The organism is Rhodococcus sp. BH5 (assembly GCF_027583855.1).
Taxonomy (GTDB): Bacteria; Actinomycetota; Actinomycetes; order Mycobacteriales; family Mycobacteriaceae; genus Rhodococcus_F; species Rhodococcus_F qingshengii.
The window spans coordinates 278849-300469 of record NZ_JAJHVW010000005.1; the positions used below are offsets into that span (position 1 = coordinate 278849).

A 21621-nucleotide genomic window follows, 5' to 3' on the forward strand; every position below is an offset into this window, starting at 1 on the left:
CAGTTTGCGGACGGGCGATCGTCACGGCCGAGTGAGCTCTCGCTGCGGACATGTTTCGATCGGCGAAGTCCGATAGGTTGTGGGCCATGACCGACGAACAACTGTTGCAGGGCCCGATCCACCCCGTCCACGTCGAACTCGGCGCGACGTTCGCGCCGTTCGGGGGGTGGCAGATGCCGGTTTCGTACGCCGGCGTCGTGGCCGAACACACCTCTGTGCGTGAGAATGTCGGACTCTTCGACGTCAGTCACCTCGGCAAGGCCGTCGTGCGTGGCGCGGGCGCCGCGGAATTCGTGAACTCCGCACTGACCAACGACCTGAACAAGATCGGGCCGGGTAAGGCTCAGTACACGTTGTGCTGCAACGAGTCCGGTGGTGTCATCGACGACCTCATTGCGTACTACGTCAGCGACGACGAGATCTTCCTCGTCCCGAACGCAGCCAATACCACGGACGTCGTTGCGGCTCTGGTCGCTGTGGCACCGGATGGAATCACCGTCGAGGATCAGCATCGTGCCTACGGTGTGCTGGCTGTGCAGGGTCCGAAATCGGTGGCGGTTCTGACCGCTCTGGGACTTCCCACCGAGATCGAGTACATGGCGTACGAAGATGCGGAATGGAACGGCGTGCCTGTTCGTGTGTGCCGCAGCGGTTACACCGGTGAGGTCGGCTACGAACTCCTGCCGCGGTGGGAGGACAGCGAGCCGTTGTTCCGCGCGCTTCTCGAGGCAGTGCGCGCCGAGGGTGGGCAGGCCGCCGGACTCGGCGCCCGTGACACTCTTCGTACCGAGATGGGGTATCCGCTGCACGGGCATGAGCTTTCGCTCGAGATTTCTCCGCTCGAAGCGCGCTGCGGATGGGCGATCGGTTGGAAGAAGCCGACATTCTGGGGCAAAGAGACCTTGACCGACGAGAAGGCTGCCGGCCCGGCTCGCAAACTCTGGGGGATCAAGGCTCTCGATCGCGGCGTGCTTCGTGCCGGCCTCGGTGTTCTGCGTGACGGCGAGGCAATCGGCGAGACCACCTCGGGGACGTTTTCGCCTTCGCTCAAAGTGGGAATTGCGTTGGCGCTCCTCGATTCCGGTGCCAATGTCTCGGCCGGCGACGAGATCGAAGTCGACGTCCGTGGTCGTGCTCTTCGGTGCGTCGTGGTGTCTCCTCCGTTCGTGGAGACCAACACCAAGTAGAGAGCTTTTTCACGTTCGATAGGATTGCGCCCATGACAGGTGCCGCCGATTTCGTTCGTGTTCAGAGCTCGTCCCCGAAGTCCGACGCCGAGCGCCGTGACATTTTGGCGGCGCCCGGCTTCGGGCGGCACTTCACCGACCACATGGTCTCGATCGACTACACCGCGGGCAAGGGCTGGCACGACGCCCAGGTGTTGCCGTACGGAAACATCGAGCTCGATCCGGCCGCAATGGTTTTGCACTACGGACAGGCCATCTTCGAGGGCCTCAAGGCATACCGTCAGCCGGGTGGCGAGATCAGCTCGTTCCGCGTCGAGGCCAACGCCGAGCGTTTCGCGGCATCTGCGCGCCGTCTGGCCATGCCGGAGCTCCCGTCGCAGATGTTCATCGATTCCATCACCGAACTGATCGACGTCGATCTCGACTGGGTTCCCGCAGCCGGTGGCGAGGACGCGCTCTACCTCCGTCCGTTCATGTTCTCCACCGAAGCCGGACTCGGTGTCCGTCCCGCCGACGAGTACCGCTACCTGCTGATCGCCTCGCCTGCCGGTGCGTACTTCCCGCGCGGCGTCAAGCCGGTCAGTGTGTGGCTGTCCACCGAATACGTTCGCGCGGCCCCCGGTGGTACCGGCGCGGCCAAGTTCGCCGGCAACTACGCCGCTTCGCTCCTCGCCCAGGCGCAAGCCGCCGACGAGGGTTGCGACCAGGTGGTCTGGCTCGACGCCATCGAGCGCACGTACGTCGAGGAAATGGGTGGAATGAACCTGTTCTTCGTCTTCGGCTCGGGCCCCGACGCTCGCCTCGTGACGCCGTCGCTGTCCGGTTCGTTGTTGCCAGGCATCACGCGCAACTCGTTGCTTGCCCTTGCCGCCGATTCCGGTTTCGCCGTCGAGGAGCGCAAGATCAGCACCGACGAATGGCGCACCAAGTGCAAGAGCGGTGAAATCACCGAGGTCTTCGCTTGCGGCACAGCAGCAGTCATCACCCCCGTCGGACGCGTCAAGTCCGCCGAGGGCGAGTTCACCATCGCCGACGGCGAGCCGGGTGAGGTGACGATGGCACTGCGCGACACCCTCACGGGTATCCAGCGCGGAACCTTCGCCGACACCCACGGCTGGATGACGAAACTTCACTGATCGCTGGTTCGTTCCGCGAGCAATCGCTCCCGGAAGAACTGCAGAATCTCGTCTCGTGCGACGGTGGTGGGCGATCCCGCCTCGTCGACGAGATGAGCCGTCACCACGCTGTGTGGATTGGCAATGACGTGTTCGAAGAACGGCGACGTTGTCGCGTTGGCCGCTTCGTCGGGTAGTACCTTCCCGACGAAGCGCTCGCCCAAGGCCTTCGAATAGGCGGCGAATCGTTGTGCGCGGCAGAACGAGTCACCTCGAAAGCGGTATGCAAGCACCGTGAGGTCTTCGGCCTCGAGTCTCGAGCGCACGGCTTCGAGTTCTTCGGGCCCGCTGTCGGTTTCGTCCGGTCGATCGAGCGGTAACGACGGTTGGGCGAGAACCGGCGCGATGACCGAGGGTTCGAGCATCATCGACAACGCGAAGTTACCGGTGAAGCACATTCCGATCACGCCGACGCCAGGTCCGCCGCTCTCCTCATGGGCGGAAGCGGCGAGTGAACGCAGCCAACGGACTGCCGGACTCGGTTCATCGGCAGCGAGGGCGCGGAATTCTGCACTGACGCAGGCTCTCTTGAATACCGTCAGCCCCTCGTTCACTGTGGGGACCGCGCCGTCGTGCCCGAACAGTGACGGAACGAAGACAGTGAAACCGGCGTCGCGCACCCAGCGGGCGAATCGCGCTACATGCGGGCTGATGCCCGGCATCTCCGGCATGACGATTACTGCGGGACCGGTGCCGGCCACGTACACGGACTTCGCCACTGCGTCGATGGTGATCGTTCGACGGTCGAAGTCTTCGAGCGGATCGTCTTCGGTCATGCTCCGGTTCGGCACGGTGAGCCCTCTCAGTAGTCGAAACAATTCCTCTGCACAGTCTTTCGGCGCGGGATCGACTACAGAAGAGGGCGGTTCGCCATGTTTTCGGGCGGGCTCGCCTCGCACCTATCCGGCGCCGCCGTTGCGGAATCGCTTTCGGTAGTCGGCCGGGCTGATGCCGACGCGGTCGGTGAACAGGCGACGGAAGGTTCCAGGATCCTGATAGCCGATGTGCCCCAGGATCTTTCCGAGAGGCCAGTCGGTCGATTCCAACAACCGTTTCGCTTTTCGGATCCGTGCACGCTGCAGATAACTGCGCGGCGATTCCCCGGTCTCGTCCTTGAACTTTCGAAGCATGGTTCGGGTGCTGAGGTGAAAAGCACTCGACAGCAGATCCAAGTCGTAAGGTTCCGCCATCCGTTCGACCAGCCACCTTCCGACGTCGTCGGCAAACTGTGTGTGTTTGGCGGGCAGCATCGAGTCGAGGATGTACGGAGCTTGACTGGTTCGGTTTTCGGGCGCCAGCGTAATTCTTGCGGTCGTACGCGCAATCTTGTCGCCGAGATGCTCGCGCACGAGTGCTGTTGCGAGGTCGAGCGCGGCGGTGAACGCAGCAGTGGTGGTGACGCCGTCGTCCTGGACGATCAACGAGTCGGTTCGAACCGTCGCACCGGGGTAACGACTCGCGAGGTCCGCACCGTACAGCCACGACGTCGTACATCGGCGTCCGTCGAGCAGTCCCGCCTCGCCCAGCAGATACGCGCCGACGCAGACCGACGACACCCGAACGCCGCGCGCCTCGCACGCACGGATGAACTCGATTTCTCTGTCCCACAGCGACAAACGCGTCGCAGGGTCTTCGGACGGCACGAGTTCGAACCCCGGCACAACCAGGTGATCGATGTCGTGATGCCCCTCCTGCACGCCGAGCGAAAATCCACCTGCCGCAACGACGGGCGTGCCGGACGCTGCGATGACCGATACCTCGAAGGGGTCGGCGGGCGCTCCATCAGCGACGCGATTGGCGATCAGGAGAAGGTCGGTGAAAACGAAGATCTCGGCCGCGAGGCAACCTTCGTACGCAAGGACACCTACTCGCACGACGTCGGATCACAGTCCGAGAGTGAGGCCGACGGCCGTAAGCGTCACAGTGAGTTCGAGTGCGAATCCGAGAACGTCTCCGTTGAGTCCGCCGAATCTACGGACGCAGTGACGCACGCACAGCACACTGATCACCAGCGCCGACGCGGTCACGAGAGGGCCGAGCCACCACCGGTCGGTGGCAAAGCCGGAAGCGGCGATCAGCGGAACCGACCACACGATTGCGGCCCACAACGGTTGTGAATCGGCGACGAGCGCACCGAATCCGCTCGGGCCAGACGCGAGAATACCTCGGCGGCAGGCAAAAACGACGGCCACACGACCCGCAGCGACAGATACGAGAACGGCGATCCACTGCGTGGGGGAGTCGGCAACAGCGAGGACGCCGAAGGAGACCGATTGCAGCCCAAGGAAGATGAACAGCGCCGCGACCCCGAACGGTCCGGCACCGCCGCTGTGCATGACCTCGCGGGCGCGCTCCGGTGGACCGTAACAACCCAGTCCGTCGACGGAGTCTGCCAGTCCGTCCACGTGCATCCCGCGTGTCCCGAGAGCGAGCGCACCTACCGTCAGCAAGCCTGCGAGATAGGGATTCAGGCCGACACTGGTTGTGCCCCAGAGCAGAAACGTCGCGGCAATGCCGAGAGCGATCCCGGTGAGCGGAGCTGCCGCGATGGCGCGACGGCCGGCAGTTCGGTCGATGTCGGAGGGACCACGAACCGGAAGGACCGTCAGCCACGAGAAGGCCAGTGGCACTCCGGACAGCGGGCCCGCCACGCTCACTCCGCCGTATCGGTCTTGGTCAGGTCGATCGACTCGGGTTCGTCGACAGGTGCGCTGCCCTGAGTGCTGACACCGGCTTCGGAGAATGTCGCCATCTTGCCCAGGATTGCCACTGCGCCCTGAAGAATCGGGAGCGCTGTGACTGCGCCTGAACCTTCACCGAGACGCATGTCGAACTCGACGATCGGGTCGAGACCCATGCGGGTCAATGCGATGGTGTGGGCGGGTTCGGTGGAGCGGTGTCCGGCGACCCACCATTCACGTGCGCCGAAAGCCAGTTCGTCGGCAACCATGGCGGCTGCGGTGACCACTACGCCGTCGAGGATCACCGGCGTGCGACGCGAAGCTGCCTGGGCCAGAAAGCCGGCCATCGCGGCGAGGTCGGCACCCGAAGACGTGCGCAGCAGCGCGACTGTGTCGCGAACGTGCGGACGGGCACGCCGGAGAGCGTCGCGAATCGCTGCGGTCTTGCGGATCCATCCGGCGTCGTCGATACCGGTACCTCGACCCACGACCGCGACGGGTTCACTGTCCGTGAGTGCGGCGATGAGTACGGTTGCGGGCGTCGTATTGCCGATGCCCATGTCGCCGGCGATGAGAAGATCTGCGCCCCCGTCGATTTCCTCGTCCGCGATCGCTCGGCCGGCGGCGATGGCCTGAAGGGTTTCCTCGTTCGACATGGCGTCTTCGCGGTCGATGGACCCGGAAGACCTGCGCACCTTGTGGTTCGAGACGGACGGATCGGTATCGCCGTCCACTGCGATGTCGACGACGCGTACCGTGGCGCCGGCAACCTCGGCGAGGACGTTGACTGCCGCGCCGCCCCCGAGGAAGTTGGCGACCATCTGTGCGGTCACTTCCGGCGGATAGGCGGAGACGCCGTTGCGGGCGATTCCGTGATCACCCGCGAACACGACGACGCGAGGCCGAGCGAAAGCGTGTGGGGGACAAACTCCTTGGCAGGCTGATGCCCAGCCGGCGAGAGCCTCCAGTCGGCCCAGCGAACCGGCCGGCTTGGTCAGATCACGCTGACGCGCATCGGCCTGCGCTCGCACCTCGCGGTCGGGCGGGGTGACGGGTTCGAAGTCGGCGCTACTGACTGGCGCGACGTCAGGGTTGGCATCTGGATTCGCCCCTGAAATGGCCCCTGGATTGGCCTCGGTACTCACATCGTGCCTTCCGGTTGTGCAGCAGTATCTTTCAAGATGAGCGGTAACCCTGCAACCACTAGTACGACACGATCGCACACCGCGGCGATACGAGCGTTGAGAGTGCCGATCTCGTCGCGGAACAATCGTCCGGACCGCGTCTCGGGGATGACGGCCAAACCCACTTCGGGGCTGACCAGCACCAGGTGTCCGCGGTAGTTCTCGACACTGGCGACCAGGCTGTCCGCCGCGGGCGTGACGGTGCCGCGCGGTGCGTCCCAGGCGCCTTGCCGATCGAGTTCCGCGGTCAGCCACGTTCCCAGATCGTCGACCAACGTCGCTGTGTGTGAATCGCTTTCGAGCTGCGCCGCGAGGTCACCGGCAGCTGCGGTTTCGACAGTCGACCAATGAGAAGGCCGTCTGTTGCGGTGCTGGTCGATCCGGCTTTCCCAGTCTGCGTCGGAGACATCACGTCTGGCTGTCGCCAGGTACCGGATCGGTGCCGAACTTTCGGGTAAGTGGCCTGCACAAACCAAATCCTCGGCGTGCGCGGACTTACCAGACCGCGCGCCGCCGAGGACTAAAGTTCTATACGTGTTCGTCACGCTCAGATTGCGTCGCCCGGCCCCACACGAGGCTTCGGTGCGCGCAGCTTACGGATCTGCGACGCGCGAACGAACGCGTACCAGCCGAGCTTGAATCCGCCGTCGGTGCTGTCGGGGAAGCGCTCGGCGACGCGGTTGTTGATCATGCGACCGAGCCAGATGCCTTCACCGACCATGAAGAGCATCATCACGAGCATTGCCAGCGTGACGATCTGCTGGAGCGCGGGCGTGACGAACATCGTCATGATGAGGATCAATGCGAGCGGCATGAACAGCCCGACGAGGTTGCGGCGAGCGTCGATGAAATCACGGACGTAGGCGCGAACCGGTCCCTTGTCGCGGGGGAGCAGGTACTTGTCCTCGCCGGCGAGCATGCGGGCGCGGCGGTCTGCCGACGATGCGCGACGCTCGGCGGCTTCGGCCTTGCGGTCCTCCTTGGAGCCGCGGGTCGCCTTACGGCGGGCGCGGGCTTCCTTCGCGGTCAGCGGGGCAGGGGCAACGGGGCCACGCCTCTTCGCCTCGGCGTCACGACGCTTGGGTGTGGGGCGGCCCTTGCCCACCTGCTCGATGGGCGCCTCTTCGGAGGCCGAGGATGCCTCAGTGCCCTCGACGTCACGTTTGTCGGAGTTGTCTGAGTCACCGCGGCGTAGCAATTTCACACCTCCAGGCTATTGGATAAGTGCACGGTCTGGGAAACCGACCTCGGTCTTTCTGAAAAACCCGATCGCCCGAGGCACTGAAACGCGCGAGATCGTGAAACATCGGGGTCATTCGGGACTCTTAGACTTCGGCTATGCGGGTAATAGTTGCTCCGGATTCATTCGGCGAAACCCTGACTGCCGTCGCGGCGGCCGAATCCATTTCTGCCGGTTGGCGACGTGGCCGACCCGAAGACGACGTCGTCACCGCGCCACAATCCGACGGTGGTCCGGGATTCGTCGACGTCTTGGCCACGGCCGGGGGCGACATCCGGACTGCACGGGTGTCCGGGCCTTTGACCGCCGCCGTCGACGCCACGTGGCTGTTCGATTCGGACACGGCATACATCGAGTCCGCCGAGGCCGTCGGGCTCGGCCTGCTCGGAGGTCCGCCGACGCGGGACACTGCACTCGCCGCGCACAGTCTCGGTGTGGGAGAGCTGATCGCTGTCGCGCTCGAGGCAGGCGTGAAGACGGTTGTCGTCGGACTCGGTGGGAGTTGCTGCACCGACGGGGGACGTGGACTGGTGGAGGCGCTGGGCGGCCTGGAGGCTGCAACGGCGGCTACGGCTGGCATTCAGTTGGTCGCCGCCACCGACGTCGAACACGTACTTCTCGGCGAGCACGGTGCGGCAGCGGTGTTCGGCCCGCAAAAGGGCGCCGACGCCGAAGCCGTCGCAGTCCTCGAAGCGAGCAACGCGAGATGGGCCGAACAGTTGGAGTCCGTCACCGGAAAACGAGTGTCGAATTTTCCGGGTGCCGGCGCCGCGGGTGGTATCGGTGCCGCGCTCTTTGCGCTCGGTGCACAGCGGCGATCCGGGGCCGACGTCGTCGCGGATCGCACCGGACAGGCCGCGCTACTGGCTTCCGCTGACCTGGTGATCACAGGCGAAGGCAAGTTCGACCACCAATCTCTGCGCGGCAAACTCGTCACAACGCTCGCTTCGGCGGGGGCAGCGCACGGCGTTCCGACGCTCGTCTTTGCCGGCCAGGTGACGCTCGACGAGGCGGACTATGCGTCGACCTCGATAGTCGCGGCGAAGTCGGTGACGGATTTCGCCGGGTCGGTGGAACGTGCGATGGAGGAAGCGTCGGCGTGTCTCGAGGGACTCGCCGAACACACGGCACGCGAGTGGAACATCTGGCGCGGCGTCCGGAGCTGAGGATCCACAAGCGTCGACGCGCCGTTGCCGTGTCGGGAAGACCGGATAGGATGAAGACGAATCGCACCCGGTAAAGGACTGGCGGGAATAAGTCGGCAGCGGCGTACCGTTGAAGCGTTCACGGGTTGGTACGAACATTAGGGAGAGCCCATGACTGTGCAGAACGAGACCGCCACCCACGGCGTCAAGATGACCGAGGCCGCGTCCGCCAAGGCGAAGGCACTCTTCGATCAGGAGGGTCGCGACGACCTCGCGCTGCGTATTGCAGTGCAGCCCGGCGGCTGTGCCGGACTGAAGTACCAGCTGTTCTTCGACGACCGCACGCTCGACGGTGACCTCACTGTCGACTTCAACGGCGTCAATCTGGTTGTCGACCGGATGAGCGCGCCGTACGTCGAAGGTGCGTCCATCGACTTCCTCGACACCATCGAGCAGCAGGGCTTCTCGATCGACAACCCCAATGCAACAGGCTCCTGCGCCTGCGGTGACTCGTTCAACTGAGTCTGTCGATCACAACTCAATTCACGAACAACTGACGCGGAACCGACATTCGGTTTCGCGTCAGTTGTTTGTGGTGACTCGTACGTAGACCGTTCCGATCCGACAGCTCGGACGCCGATGACGGCGCTACGGGCGGTAACGTGAACTTTTGCTCCTCTTTCATTCTTGTACTCACTTCGCTGAAAGGCCACGATCCGTGACTATTGCGGTAACCGGTTCCATCGCCACCGACCACTTGATGCGCTTCCCCGGCCGCTTCGCCGATCAGCTCCTCGCCGATCAGCTCGCCCACGTTTCGCTGAGTTTCCTGGTCGACGATCTCGTGATTCGCCGCGGTGGTGTCGGCGGCAACATCGCTTACGCCATGGGCGTGCTCGGTGGGTCCCCGCTACTCGTCGGCGCAGTCGGTGCCGACTTCGCCGAGTACCGCACGTGGCTCGAGGACAACGGCGTCGACTGCAGCGCGGTCCGTATCTCGGACAAGGCACATACGGCGCGTTTCGTGTGCACCACCGACGAGGACATGGCGCAGATCGCGTCGTTCTACCCCGGTGCGATGAGCGAGGCTCGCGAGATCGAAGTCGCGGCAGTGGCCAAGACTGCAGGCGCAGTCGAGTTGGTGCTGATCGGCGCCAACGACCCCGAGGCCATGGTTCGCCATACCGACGAATGCCGTCTGCTCGGGATTCCGTTCGCAGCGGATCCGTCGCAGCAGCTTGCCCGCCTGTCCGGTGACGAGGCCAAGGCGCTCATTCACGGCGCGAAGTACTTGTTCACCAACGAGTACGAGTGGGGTCTTCTTCAGCAGAAGACTGGTCTGAGCGAGGAAGAGATCCGCGCGCAGGTCGGCATCCGTGTCACCACCCTCGGCTCCAAGGGTGTGGAAATTGTTGACGCCGAAGGCAATTGGGTGCGCGTCGACGTAGTGCCCGAGACCGGCAAGGTGGATCCGACGGGCGTTGGTGACGGCTTCCGCGCCGGGTTCCTGCTCGCACACGGCGCCGGTCTGAGCTTCGAGCGTGCTGCACAGTTGGGATCTTTGGTCGCTGTGTTGATTCTCGAGACCGTGGGAACGCAGGAGTGGGTGTTCAATCGCGACGAGGCACTCAAGCGCCTTACCGACGCATACGGCAGCGCGGCAGCGGACGAGATCGCGACCATCCTGCCGAAGTAGGGCTCCGCCCCGTGAGTGGTTGAGGAGTTCGGAGACTCCCTAACCGCTCACGGGGCCGAAGGCCTAGATATTGACCGGGTACACCGGTTCCTGGATCTGCGGCACGATGCGCTTCTCCACGAAGATTCCGTGCCAGACCATGAAGGTCAGGACGGTCCACAGGCGTCGGCTGTGGTCGGACACGCCCTCGCGGTGATCGTTGAGCATCTTCACGACGGCCTGCTTGTCGAAGATGTGGTCGGTTCCCGACTCTTCGATCTGCAGATGTGCCCAGTCGAAGAGTTCGGTGCCGCGCAGCCAATGGCGCAGGGGAACCGGGAATCCGAGCTTCGCGCGGTGCAGAACATGGTGCGGCACAATGCCTTCCAGGGCCTGGCGCAGTGCGTACTTGGTCGTATCCTTCGTGATCTTCTGATCGAGCGGTACGCGTGACGCGACGTCGAAGACCTCGGGATCGAGGAACGGCACCCGCAGTTCCAGCGAGTTGGCCATCGTCATCTTGTCTGCCTTGACGAGGATGTCGCCGCGCAGCCAGGTGAACAGGTCGAGATGCTGCATCCGCGCAACCGGATCCCAGTCCCGTGACTGCGCGTAGATCGGCGCAGTGACGTCCTGGTGAGTCCACTCGGGGCGGAAATCGCGCAGGACGGCGCGGAGCTGAGCGTCGTTGAAGCTACGAGCATTTCCGTAGTAGCGCTCCTCGAGCGTCAAGGAACCGCGGTTGAGCAGACTCTTGCCGCGAGTGCCGTCCGGGATGCGTTCGGACAACTTGCCGGCAGCCCGACGCAGTCCCTTGGGGAGGTACTCGAAAGGCTTGAGCGACAACGGCTCACGGTAGATCGTGTAGCCGCCGAACAGCTCGTCGGCACCCTCGCCGGACAGCACGACCTTGACGTGCTTGCGCGCTTCCTTCGCGATGAACCACAGCGGAATCAATGCCGGATCGGCTACCGGGTCGTCGAGGTACCAGACGATCTCGGGAATGGCAGCGGCGAACTCGGCGGGGGAGACCACCTTGACGACGTGCTTCGCGCCGATCGCTGCGGCAGATTCTGCAGCGACGTCGACCTCGGAATAGCCCTCACGTTCGAAACCGGTCGTGAAGGTGATCAGGTTGGGGTTGTGGCGCATCGCCAGCGCCGCGATCGCCGTGGAGTCGATACCACCGGACAAGAACGAACCGACGGTGACGTCGGCGCGCATGTGCTTGGCGACCGAATCCTCGAGTGCCTCGGCGATTTCCTGGTAGCGCGCCTTCTCGGTGCCAGGTGCAAAAGGCTTGGCCGGGAACTTCGGCGTGAAATACCGCGTGAACGTGGGCTCCTCGCCCGGACGCACCCGGGCGAAGCTGCCCGACTCCAGGCGTCGGATCTGCTTGTGCAGTGTTTCCGGCTCCGGTACGTACTGCAGAACGGTGTAGTGCTCGATGGCACGCGGATCCAGCTCGGTACCGATGCCGATCAGATCGGTGAGTTCGAGCAGGCTCTTCTTCTCGCTGCCGAACGCGGTGCCGCCGGCGCCGGTCGCGATGAACAGCGGCTTGATCCCGAACGGATCGCGCGCGATGAACAGCTCGCGTGTGTCGGTGTCCCAGATCGCGAACGCGAACATTCCGCGCAGGCGCCGGACCGCGTCCTCACCCCAGTAGTGGAATGCAGCGACGATGGCCTCGGAGTCGCCCTCGGTGAAGAACTTGGCGTCGTGGTCCTTGACCAGTTCGGCGCGGATCTCCAAGTAGTTGTAGATCTCGCCGTTGAACGTGAGCGCATAACGCTCCGGGTTCTCCGGTGGGCCCCAACGCAGCGGCTGGTGGGAATGAGCGATGTCGATGATCGCCAGGCGGTTGAACCCGAAGACGAGGTGATCGTCGTTCCACGTCCCGTGTTCGTCCGGCCCGCGGTGACGAAGGCAATGCATCGCCTGGTCGACCCGCGAGACGGCGTCCTCGCTGGTTCCGCCAGATGTCAGTAGCCCGAGCAGTCCACACACAGCGTCCGGTTCCTCGATTCAGAATTTTTGTACAGAAGGCTCCCGGACACGAGTGTCGGGGAGAGGTCAACGAACTCTTGACGAAAGTATGCCGCAGATCGACGTCCCTGCCGATCGCGGCGGAACGAATCGACGTGATGTGCGTCGCCGAAACGACCTGAGCCGTTCCTGAGCAGCACCTGAGAGAGCTGTGTGACGTCCGCCGCGACACGGGCGAGGACCCGAGGATGGATAGCGCCCGGCTTTGGTCTACGCTGCGTAGTAATTGGGCCTTCCCTCCGGGCATGCCCTAGTTGAATTTTGTGGCGATCAGGAAGGCGTGAACGTGGCGCAAGGTCGGATCCTTCGGCGAGCGGGGCTGGCAGTATCTCTGGGCATTGCTGCCTTGCTGCTGTCGGGTTGCTCCATCGACAACGAAGTGCTTCGTTTCGGGTGGCCTTCGGGCATCACCCCGGAGGCGACGCGCATGCGTGAGCTGTGGACGTGGTCGGTTGTAGCCGCCCTCGTCATGGGTGTGCTGGTGTGGGGGTTGGTCTTCTGGGCCGTCATCTTCCACCGTAAGAAGAAGGACTCGCCGGAATTTCCGCGTCAGACGGCATACAACGTGCCGCTCGAACTCGGTTACACGGCAGTTCCCTTCGTCATCATCGCGGTTCTCTTCTACTTCACCGTCATTGTTCAGAACCATGTTCTGGACAAGACGGACAACCCTGACGTCGTTGTAGACGTCACGGCCTTCCAGTGGAACTGGAAGTTCGGCTACCGCTCCATCGAGTTCGGTGACGGCTCCGCCAAGTACAACGGAATCGACGTCGAGGCCGAAGAGGCTGCCAAGACCGAGGGTTCCACCGTGAACGAACACGGGGAAGAAGTCCCCGGCCCGATCCACGGCAACAGCACCGAGGACCTGAGCTACCTGCACTACGACAAGATCGAGACCGTCGGCTCCAGCCAGGAGATCCCGATCCTCGTTCTGCCCACCGGCAAGCGGATCCAGTTCGAACTTGCTTCCTCGGACGTCATCCACGCTTTCTGGGTGCCTGAGTTCCTGTTCAAGCGCGACGTTCTCCCGAACCCCAAGGAGAACCACTCGGACAACATCTTCCAGATCAGTGAGATCGAGAAGGAAGGCGCGTTCGTCGGGCGTTGTGCAGAAATGTGTGGCACGTTCCACGCGATGATGAACTTCGAGGTTCGTGCGGTTTCGCCCGAGGACTTCGCCAAGTACATCGAACTGCGCAAGGGTGACGCGGAGGGCAAGGGTGGTCTGACGACCGCTGAGGCTCTGCAGGCAATCGGTCAGTCGCCGGTGGCTACGTCGACCACGCCGTTCAACACCGACCGCGAGTACCGTCAGGCAACCGTCGCCACTGCAGGCAACTGAGCCGGCCAGCCTCTTCACTGAACAAGGACAAGTGCTGATATGAAGATCGAAGCCAAGCTCTTCGAGATCCTGACGATGTTCTTCATTCTCGTCGCGATCATCTACGGAGTGTTCACCGCTCTGTCACGCACAGGTATCGAGTGGGCCGGACTGACGGCCATCGTCCTGTCTGCAGGTCTGACGCTCATCGTGGGTACCTACTTCCGCTTCGTCGCCCGTCGTCTGGACACCCGTCCCGAGGACTACGACGACGCTGAAATCTCGGATGGTGCAGGAGAACTGGGCTTCTTCAGCCCGGGTAGCTTCTGGCCGATCCTGCTTGCCGCTGCTGCTGCACTCGCGGCAGTGTCGCTGGCGTACTTCCAGCCGTGGCTCATCGCAGTCGCAGTTGTCTGTGTGCTCGCCGCAGCCGCAGGCCTGGTGTTCGAGTACTACACCGGACCCGAGAAGCACTAGTTTCACCCGCACTCGAACAGAGGCGCCGCACCCACCCGGGTACGGCGCCTCTGTTGTCGTTTATGTGAGTTTCGGTGGTAGGAGAGTGCCTGTCAACAACCGCTCTCTGTCAATCGTGGAGCGAGTATTCGAGGTCGTAGCGGTGCAGACCGTCGACGACCTCCAGCTCGAGAGTGCCTGCGATGCCCTTCAACTCGCCGGTTCCGGACCCCGGCACGATCTCGTACAGAAGCTTCTGCGTTCCGTCGATCATCTGACCGAACTGCTGCAGGGCGAACGATCCCACAGCTTCGTCGACCTGCCCCGTGACAAACTCCAAAGCGACATAGCCCGCTGCACCGGCTGTCGGATCGCCCGCGGACAGCATCAGGCCGGACGACGTGCCTTCGACGCCGCCGATGAACGTCTTGTCGAACTCGAAGCGTCCGACGCGTCCGGAGAGCTCAGGATCGGCGGGGCGAAGATCGATCTCGAAGGTGCCGCGTGCATGGGATGTCATGGTCCGAGTATCTCACCAGGCGACAACGCCTCGAGGGGACTCCCGAGAACGTGCAACACTGCGTAGATGATTCTCGAACATGCCGTCCTGCAGGTCGATCCGTCGCAGTCAGCGCGTTTCGAGGCCGCATTCGACGTGGCCCGAACCATCATCTCCGAGGTTCCCGGATTCATCAGACTGCGGCTCTCGCACTGCCTGGAATCACCGGAGCGATATCTCCTGCTGGTCGAGTGGGAAGACGTGGAGTCACACACCATCGGCTTCCGTCAGTCCACGGGATACGAGAAGTGGCGAGAACTTCTCCATCACTTCTACGAGCCGTTCCCGACGGTGGAGCACTATTCAACTCTGTTCGAGGTCTAGTAAGGCGTAGTGCCCGCTGTTGTCGGCGCTCAGACAACGAACCGGGGGAGTGGTGCCCACTTTGGAGGTTTGTCCATACTGAATCGCTCAGAGAACGAGTGAGGCCCCGAACCGGAATCCGGTTCGGGACCTCACTGGTCAACTGACGTTCTTAGTGGAGTTCTCCACTTGAACCATCGGACTTGCCGTTGGTTCGGTTCTGGTAGTCCAGAAGGATCTGAAGCTGCTCGTGCTCAGCTTCGTGATGAGCGGCTTCGAGAGCCTCGCTCTCCTCGACTGGGTCAGCGGTGATCAGGCTACCGCTACCGGGCTTGCCGGCGAGGCCGAGCTTGTTCATCTTCTTCGGGACAGCAGCACCCTGGTACTCGAGCGGGATCGGGTGTCCGTGCTCGTCGACGGGGCCGAGCGGCTGGTGGATCTCGATGTACTGGCCGTTCGGCATCCGCTTGATGATGCCGGTCTCGATGCCGTGTTCGAGGACTGCACGGTCACTGCGCTGCAGGCCGATGCAGAACCGGTACGTCACGAAGTACGCGATGGGCGGAAGGATGACCATGCCGATACGGCCGATCCACGTCATTGCGTTCAGCGAGATGTGCAGGTGGTACGCGATGATGTCGTTGATGCAGGAGATCGTGAGCACCAGGTAGAACGCGATGGACATCGCACCGATAGCGGTACGGACCGGCACGTCGCGCGGGCGCTGCAGGATGTTGTGGTGAGCGTCGTCTCCGGTGAGACGCTTCTCGATCCACGGGTACGCGATCAACAGTGCGAAGACGAGGCCCATGATCAGGGCGACGGCGAACACTGCAGGGATCGTGTACCGGTTGAACAGGTAGATCTCCCACGCCGGCCACAGTCGAGCAAGGCCGTCCGTCCACATCATGTAGATATCGGGCTGGGAACCTGCCGAGACCTGTGACGGGTTGTACGGACCGATGTTCCACACGGGGTTGATCTGGAACAGACCACCGAGCAGTGCGAGCACGCCGAAGGTCATGGCGAAGAACGCGCCACCCTTCATCGCGAAGACCGGGAGGATGCGGACGCCGACGACGTTCTGTTCCGTACGGCCGGGGCCGGGGAACTGCGTGTGCTTCTGGTACCAGACCAACGCGAGGTGGCCGGCGATCAGGGCCAGGATGATGCCCGGGAACAGCAGCACGTGAGCGACGTAGAGACGCGGGATGATGAGGTCGCCGGGGAAGTCGCCGTCGAAGATCAGCCAGTGCATCCAGGTACCGACGATCGGGATACTCATCGTGATACCACCGAAGGCGGCGCGGAGGCCGGTGCCCGAGAGCAGGTCGTCGGGGATGGTGTAACCGAAGAAGCCTTCGAACATCGCCAGGATGAGCAGCAGGCAGCCGATGACCCAGTTCGCTTCACGTGGGCGACGGAAGGCGCCGGTGAAGAAGATGCGAGCGAGGTGAACGATGATCGATGCCGCGAACATCAGTGCAGCCCAGTGGTGAATCTGGCGAACGAAGAGACCGCCGCGCACCTCGAAGGAGATGTTCAGGGTCGTCTCGTAGGCGCGAGACATCGTGACACCGCGAAGCGGCTGGTATGCGCCCTGGTAGACGACGTGTGCCATCGACGGATCGAAGAACAGCGTCAGGAACACACCGGAGATCAGCAGGATCACGAAGCTGTAGAGCGCGATCTCGCCGAGCATGAAGGACCAGTGCGTCGGGAAGACCTTGTTGATCTGCCGGCGCATGCCTGCGGCGAGGTGGTAGCGGGAGTCCATAGCCTCCGCTTGTCCAGCCGCTGCCGCGCTGATCTTGGACGGTTTGGTTGTTGTTGTGGTCACGGTCGACGCTCCCAAAATGCCGGGCCGAGTGCTTCGATGAAGTCACCGTCGGCGACCAGGAAGCCCTCTTCGTTCACTGTAATAGGCAACTGCGGAAGTGCGCGAGCAGCGGGACCGAAGATCGGCTTGCCGTAGGTCAGTGCGTCGAACTGCGACTGGTGGCAGGGGCACAGAATACGGTTGCTCTGCTGTTCGTAGAGCGAGGTGGGGCAACCCAGGTGGGTGCAGATCTTCGAGTAGGCGAAGTAATCGCCGTAGTTGAAGCTTTCCTGGCCCTTACGCTTGGTGACACGCGCGGTGTCTTCCGTGCGGAGGCGGATGAGCATCACCGAGTTACGAATGCCGCGCAGTGCTGCGAGCAGAGCGTGCTCGTCGCCACGGTCGGACTCGCGGAACGGGAAGACCGTTTCCATCGAACCGGCATCGAGATCTTCCGGGCGAACGAGGACGATGTCCTCGGGACGGCCGGTGTCACGACGCAGGTAGATGGTCTCGCCCGGGTAGTTCGGGGTCCAGCCGGACACCCACAGAGGTGAGTCGTCGCCCTTGGCCCACGGGTTCTTGATGAGTCCGCCGAGGGGCATGACCATCATGACGCCGAGTGCGCCGCCGCCGAACATCAAGCTGCGCTTGATGGCCTTGCGGCGGGGGAGGGTGGACGTCTCGAGGGTGTCGCCGAGCTCGGCGACGATCGTGCGACGATCGACCTCGGTGGAACCACCGTCGTGGCGGTCCTGGATCGAGACCTCTTCGGGGATGAACTTCTTCGTGAACTGAACGGCACCGATGCCGACACCGAGGATCGCCAGACCCATGGTCAAGCCGATCAGCGGGGTGTACAGGCTGTACTTGCCGTAGTTCTCGTCACCGGCGCCTGCGTACTCCCAGGGCCAGAACAGGTAGATCGCGATGAACGCGATCGCCGAAACGCCGGCGAGGCCGAACCAGAAGGCGACGTTGCGCTCGGCGCGCTTTTCCGCCCTGGTGCCCTTTACCGACCAACGATCACGGCGGTAGACGACATCGACGCCATCGAGATTGGTACCCAGCTTGACCAGGTCGTCGCGTGACATCGCGTCGAGCTCTTCATCTGTGTACTTCTTAGGCGTATCGCCGCCATGCTGGCCAGCGTCGCTCATGACCTTGCTCCGATCCACAATGCTGCACCGACGACAGCGATGATTCCGACGGCCCACATGGCGAGACCCTCAGAGGCCGGACCGAGGCCACCGAGCCCGTACCCACCGGGGTCCTTCGACTCGCCCGACGACTTGACGTAGGCGATGATGTCCTTCTTCTCCTCGATCGTCAGCTGACGATCCGAGAACTTCGGCATGTTCTGGGGACCGGTAACCATGGCAGCGTAGATCTGCTGCTCGCTGGCCGGATCCAGGACCGGGGCGTACTTGCCCGAGGACAGTGCGCCACCGCGGCCGGTGAAGTTGTGGCACGACGCGCAGTTGAGCCGGAAGAGCTCACTGCCGCGTCCGACGTCGCCACCGCGCAGCGAGGACTGGGCGATTTCGCCGTTCTCGTCGCGGATGAGCGTCGGGCCGCCGCCGTTGGCCTGGATGAAAGCGCCGAGGGCGTCGGTCTGCGCAGCATCGAACTTGGGGTCCTTGCGTGCAGCCTGGGCCTCGTTGCGAGCTGCCGGCATACGACCAGAGGAGACCTGGAAGTACACGGCTGCTTCGCCGACGCCGATGAGGCTGGGACCGCGGTCCTGCACGCCCTGCAAGTTCGCGCCGTGGCACGTGATGCATGACGTGTCGTACAGCTGCTTGCCTTCACGAACCAGGGCTGCTGAATCGTCACTGGCGGTCGCAACCTGCGGAGCTGGTGTCAACGCCGAAGCGAGGAAACCTGCGCTGATCAATCCCATCATCAATACGAGCGCGCCAGTGACGCGCCGGCGGATTTTCCGCTGGCGACGCGACTTCGCGGCATTCGCTGAGTTATCGGATGCGGGAGGGGGGGATGAACTCATCTGTATCCCTTTGGTATGTCGGGACGGAACTGGACGTCAGGGGCTGCCTGGGGCGTACAGCTGATTAACGGATGAAATAAATCGTGGCAAACAGCGCGATCCACACGATGTCGACAAAGTGCCAGTAGTACGAAACAACGATCGCGGCGGTGGCCTGGGCGGGCGTGAACTTGCTGACCCGGGTACGTGCGATCAAGAAGACGAAGGCGATGAGACCGCCGATGACGTGCAGACCGTGGAAGCCGGTGGTCATGTAGAACACCGAGCCGTACACGCTGCTCGAAATCGTGGTGCCCTCGTGCACGAGGTGGTAGTACTCGTAACCCTGGCCGGCGACGAAGAACGCCCCCATGACCAAGGTGATGGTGTACCAGCGACGAAGTCCGAAGACGTCGCCACGCTCAGCCGCGAAGACACCCATCTGGCAGGTGAACGAAGATGCGATAAGCACCAAGGTCACCGGCACGGCCAGATAAAGGTTCAATTCGGTTGGCTCCGGCGGCCAATTTCCGTTCGCCTGAGCTCGTGCCACGAAGTACATGGCAAAGAGCCCTGCGAAGAACATGAGCTCACTTGACAACCACACGATGGTGCCAACGCTGACCATATTCGGCCGGTTCAGCGAGTGCACGCGTTGGGTGATTGCCGATCCTGAAGTCCCTACTGCGCTCGTCACAGACAGAAGTATGACGCTTCGTCGTAAGAGACGACCACTCGGGTCCACCATCGGCGCGTCGCTCGGCTCGAGTTCGCGGGATCGGGCGGCGAACGCGCTGGTGGCGTGGTCGGAATATGCTGGCGCGATGGCAGCTACACACAAGAGTAGACCGTGGTTCCTGAGAATTTTCGGCACGAAGATTCCGACACCGCTCGATGCAGGGCGGTCGGATCTGGTCGTCGTTGCCGAAGGCTTCGACGACGCCGAGGCGAGCTCGACGGCTCTCGAACGTGCCGCCTCCACCGAGCCGGAGTTCAGGGCGGAGTCCGAAGTGGTTCTGCGGCATCATCTCGACCTCCCGGAGGGCTCGGTAGCCGATGCCGAGAGCATCGTCGCCCAGGACGGATATGTGCGAGGCGTGGGTCGGCCCGAGGACGTGACTCCGGTGGTCGAGAATTCGGTTCGCGTCGTCTTCGAGCGTGTCCAGGTGCTTGACGCCCTGCATTGCTCCCAGGAGCGGTCACGAATGGCTGGTCTGGCGCAGCGACTCGGTGGTTCGGTCGCCGGGTGGGACGCGCTCCAGCCCCCGATACTTGCGGAGGCGCCGCCCAAACGCGGTCGCAGAAAGTCCTGAGCGGCCCTATTCGGTTTCCTCGTTACCTCACTGACTAGGCTGCGAGGGTCATCGGCAGCACAAAATGGCAGCGCGAAACGACAGCTCGAAACGACAGCTCGAAATCCAGCCCACTTGAACGACAGGGGACCAAGGCACTATGGCCGGCACCGACGCATCCAACGCCGTGAACGTCGATTCGAGTGCAGTGGTGCGGTCCTGGCCGATGATTCTCGGTTTGCTCACGGACGGCAGTGACTTGTCGGAAGCCGACAGTCGCTGGGCTATGGGCGAGATCATGTCGGACAACGCCACCTCCGCTCAGATCGCTGCTTTCGGGGTCGGTCTGAAGATGAAGGGAGAAACCCCCGCGGAGTTGGAAGGGCTCGCCGCCGCGATGCTCGAACACTCCAGGCGCGTGCCGGTCGATTCCGACGTCGTCGACATCGTCGGCACGGGTGGTGACCGCTCCAACACGGTGAACATCTCGACGATGGCCTCGATCGTGGTTGCCGCGTCCGGTGTGCGAGTTGTCAAGCACGGCAACCGCGCTGCTTCGTCCAAGAGCGGTGGCGCCGACGTGCTCGAGGCGCTCGGCGTTCGCATCAACCTCGGGCCGGAGCAGGTTGCGAGGTGCGTCGAAGAGGTCGGCATCGGCTTTTGTTTCGCGCCGGTCTTCCATCCCGCACTGCGCTTTGCGGCGGTGCCTCGCAAGGAAATCGGCATTCCGACGGCATTCAACGTGCTCGGTCCACTGACCAATCCGGCTCGTCCGCGTGCCGGGCTGATCGGGTGCGCATTTCCGAAACTGATCTCGGTCGTCGCGGGAGTCCTTGCGCAGCGCGGCAATTCGGCGTTGGTGGTACGGGGAGACGACGGACTGGACGAACTGACCACATCGACGACGTCGACGGTTCACATCGTCGGCGGTGGAAGTGTGCGAACTGTCACGCTGGATCCGCGTGACCTCGGAATCGACCGCGTTCCTCTCGAAGAGTTGCGTGGAGGCGACGCCGAAATCAACGCCACCGTCGCCAGAACGCTGCTTTCCGGGCAGAAGGGGCCGGTCCGGGACGCGGTCCTGCTGAACGCGGGAGCAGCCATCGCGGCATTCAACGGTGTCGGCGACGATCTCGAGAGTGCGATCTCTGCCGGGATGACTGCAGCCGCTGCCGCGATCGACAGCGGCGCGGGCGCTGAACTGCTTCACAAGTGGGCGGCGCTCACCGCCGAGCTGGCCGACCAAGCCTGATCGAGGGGCTATTCACCCAGCGAGAAACCGGCCTCGACGTCTGCGCTGGAGAATGACTGGAACGCAATGTGTGTGGCGGTTCGGAGAACGCCGGGCACCTTGTTGATTCCTCCGGTGACCACGTCGGCGATCTGGGCGTGGTCACGCACTTTCACGATGGCGATCAAATCGACGTCACCTGCGCACGAGTAGACCTCGGTCACTCCGGACAGGTCGGCGACGGCCTGCGCGGTTTCCGGGATCCGAGCGGACTCGGCGTGAATCATGACGATGGCGTTGATCATTTCTCTCCT

Annotated in this window: 23 protein-coding genes; 10 read left to right on the forward strand and 13 right to left on the reverse strand. The window is 63.3% G+C overall.

Going from position 1 to position 21621, the window contains the following annotated elements; genetic code table 11:
- The first annotated feature begins 86 nt into the window (after positions 1-86).
- Positions 87-1187, forward strand: coding sequence for a glycine cleavage system aminomethyltransferase GcvT (gene gcvT / locus RhoBH5_RS15395; RefSeq protein ID WP_270008486.1), 1101 nt, complete (start codon positions 87-89; stop codon positions 1185-1187).
- A 32-nt stretch (positions 1188-1219) separates the two neighbouring features.
- Positions 1220-2323, forward strand: a complete 1104-nt coding sequence (locus tag RhoBH5_RS15400; RefSeq protein WP_003941766.1) for a branched-chain amino acid aminotransferase — start codon at positions 1220-1222, stop codon at positions 2321-2323.
- Here RhoBH5_RS15400 and RhoBH5_RS15405 read toward each other — a convergent pair.
- The 6 genes from RhoBH5_RS15405 to RhoBH5_RS15430 form a co-directional block, all read right to left on the reverse strand.
- Entirely contained in the window at positions 2317-3138 is an 822-nt protein-coding gene (locus tag RhoBH5_RS15405) for a dienelactone hydrolase family protein (RefSeq protein ID WP_007730045.1), read from the reverse strand. The genes RhoBH5_RS15400 and RhoBH5_RS15405 overlap by 7 nt on opposite strands.
- Positions 3139-3261: 123 nt before the next feature.
- Entirely contained in the window at positions 3262-4236 is a 975-nt protein-coding gene (locus RhoBH5_RS15410) for a GlxA family transcriptional regulator (protein WP_019748916.1), read from the reverse strand.
- Between the two features lie 9 nt (positions 4237-4245).
- Complete coding sequence (locus RhoBH5_RS15415) at positions 4246-5013, reverse strand: adenosylcobinamide-GDP ribazoletransferase (protein ID WP_080572302.1); 768 nt, start codon at positions 5011-5013, stop codon at positions 4246-4248.
- Positions 5014-5015: 2 nt separating this feature from the next.
- Positions 5016-6161, reverse strand: a complete 1146-nt coding sequence (cobT, locus tag RhoBH5_RS15420) for a nicotinate-nucleotide--dimethylbenzimidazole phosphoribosyltransferase (protein WP_047270132.1) — start codon at positions 6159-6161, stop codon at positions 5016-5018.
- A gap of 23 nt (positions 6162-6184) precedes the next feature.
- On the reverse strand, positions 6185-6772 hold the full coding sequence (gene cobU, locus RhoBH5_RS15425) for a bifunctional adenosylcobinamide kinase/adenosylcobinamide-phosphate guanylyltransferase (RefSeq protein ID WP_019748913.1): 588 nt from the start codon (positions 6770-6772) through the stop codon (positions 6185-6187).
- Between the two features lie 2 nt (positions 6773-6774).
- Positions 6775-7431, reverse strand: coding sequence for a DUF3043 domain-containing protein (locus RhoBH5_RS15430; RefSeq protein WP_007730051.1), 657 nt, complete (start codon positions 7429-7431; stop codon positions 6775-6777).
- A 134-nt stretch (positions 7432-7565) separates the two neighbouring features.
- Here RhoBH5_RS15430 and RhoBH5_RS15435 point away from each other — a divergent pair, with 134 nt between their 5' ends.
- The 3 genes from RhoBH5_RS15435 to RhoBH5_RS15445 all read left to right on the forward strand — a co-directional run bounded on the left by RhoBH5_RS15435 (position 7566) and on the right by RhoBH5_RS15445 (position 10308).
- Positions 7566-8633: a glycerate kinase family protein gene (locus tag RhoBH5_RS15435; RefSeq protein WP_270008487.1), complete on the forward strand. Its 1068-nt coding sequence runs from the start codon at positions 7566-7568 to the stop codon at positions 8631-8633.
- Between the two features lie 150 nt (positions 8634-8783).
- Entirely contained in the window at positions 8784-9134 is a 351-nt protein-coding gene (locus RhoBH5_RS15440; protein WP_007730053.1) for a HesB/IscA family protein, read from the forward strand.
- Between the two features lie 196 nt (positions 9135-9330).
- The gene (locus tag RhoBH5_RS15445; protein ID WP_270008488.1) at positions 9331-10308 is read left to right on the forward strand and encodes a carbohydrate kinase family protein; all 978 of its coding nucleotides are present in this window, start codon (positions 9331-9333) and stop codon (positions 10306-10308) included.
- Between the two features lie 63 nt (positions 10309-10371).
- Here the strand turns inward: RhoBH5_RS15445 and asnB are convergent, their stop codons facing one another.
- Positions 10372-12297, reverse strand: coding sequence for an asparagine synthase (glutamine-hydrolyzing) (gene asnB, locus RhoBH5_RS15450; RefSeq protein ID WP_003941790.1), 1926 nt, complete (start codon positions 12295-12297; stop codon positions 10372-10374).
- A gap of 319 nt (positions 12298-12616) precedes the next feature.
- Here asnB and ctaC point away from each other — a divergent pair, with 319 nt between their 5' ends.
- Both ctaC and RhoBH5_RS15460 read left to right on the forward strand, forming a co-directional pair.
- Positions 12617-13681 carry an aa3-type cytochrome oxidase subunit II gene (gene ctaC / locus RhoBH5_RS15455; RefSeq protein ID WP_030537048.1) on the forward strand — a complete coding sequence of 355 codons (1065 nt, stop codon included), beginning with the start codon at positions 12617-12619 and terminating at the stop codon, positions 13679-13681.
- A gap of 39 nt (positions 13682-13720) precedes the next feature.
- Complete coding sequence (locus RhoBH5_RS15460) at positions 13721-14137, forward strand: cytochrome c oxidase subunit 4 (RefSeq protein WP_003941723.1); 417 nt, start codon at positions 13721-13723, stop codon at positions 14135-14137.
- A gap of 109 nt (positions 14138-14246) precedes the next feature.
- Here the strand turns inward: RhoBH5_RS15460 and RhoBH5_RS15465 are convergent, their stop codons facing one another.
- Positions 14247-14636 carry a DUF3224 domain-containing protein gene (locus RhoBH5_RS15465; RefSeq protein ID WP_030537047.1) on the reverse strand — a complete coding sequence of 130 codons (390 nt, stop codon included), beginning with the start codon at positions 14634-14636 and terminating at the stop codon, positions 14247-14249.
- 66 nt (positions 14637-14702) lie between these two features.
- Between RhoBH5_RS15465 and RhoBH5_RS15470 the strand changes: the two genes are divergently transcribed.
- The gene (locus tag RhoBH5_RS15470; RefSeq protein WP_042921853.1) at positions 14703-14999 is read left to right on the forward strand and encodes an antibiotic biosynthesis monooxygenase family protein; all 297 of its coding nucleotides are present in this window, start codon (positions 14703-14705) and stop codon (positions 14997-14999) included.
- Positions 15000-15150: 151 nt separating this feature from the next.
- Here the strand turns inward: RhoBH5_RS15470 and qcrB are convergent, their stop codons facing one another.
- The 4 genes from qcrB to ctaE form a co-directional block, all read right to left on the reverse strand.
- Positions 15151-16755 (reverse strand): cytochrome bc1 complex cytochrome b subunit, encoded by a 1605-nt coding sequence (gene qcrB, locus RhoBH5_RS15475; protein WP_007730057.1) that lies wholly within the window; start codon positions 16753-16755, stop codon positions 15151-15153.
- Between the two features lie 59 nt (positions 16756-16814).
- Complete coding sequence (gene qcrA, locus RhoBH5_RS15480; protein ID WP_007730058.1) at positions 16815-17957, reverse strand: cytochrome bc1 complex Rieske iron-sulfur subunit; 1143 nt, start codon at positions 17955-17957, stop codon at positions 16815-16817.
- On the reverse strand, positions 17954-18805 hold the full coding sequence (gene qcrC, locus RhoBH5_RS15485) for a cytochrome bc1 complex diheme cytochrome c subunit (RefSeq protein ID WP_270008489.1): 852 nt from the start codon (positions 18803-18805) through the stop codon (positions 17954-17956). The genes qcrA and qcrC overlap by 4 nt, the downstream gene beginning before the upstream one ends.
- A 64-nt stretch (positions 18806-18869) precedes the next feature.
- Complete coding sequence (gene ctaE, locus RhoBH5_RS15490) at positions 18870-19481, reverse strand: aa3-type cytochrome oxidase subunit III (RefSeq protein WP_007730060.1); 612 nt, start codon at positions 19479-19481, stop codon at positions 18870-18872.
- Between the two features lie 127 nt (positions 19482-19608).
- Here ctaE and RhoBH5_RS15495 point away from each other — a divergent pair, with 127 nt between their 5' ends.
- Entirely contained in the window at positions 19609-20097 is a 489-nt protein-coding gene (locus RhoBH5_RS15495) for a hypothetical protein (RefSeq protein ID WP_030537046.1), read from the forward strand.
- 139 nt (positions 20098-20236) lie between these two features.
- Entirely contained in the window at positions 20237-21328 is a 1092-nt protein-coding gene (gene trpD / locus RhoBH5_RS15500) for an anthranilate phosphoribosyltransferase (RefSeq protein ID WP_003941751.1), read from the forward strand.
- An 8-nt stretch (positions 21329-21336) separates the two neighbouring features.
- Here trpD and RhoBH5_RS15505 read toward each other — a convergent pair whose 3' ends face one another.
- The gene (locus RhoBH5_RS15505; RefSeq protein WP_003941677.1) at positions 21337-21612 is read right to left on the reverse strand and encodes an Lrp/AsnC family transcriptional regulator; all 276 of its coding nucleotides are present in this window, start codon (positions 21610-21612) and stop codon (positions 21337-21339) included.
- Positions 21613-21621: the final 9 nt, after the last annotated feature.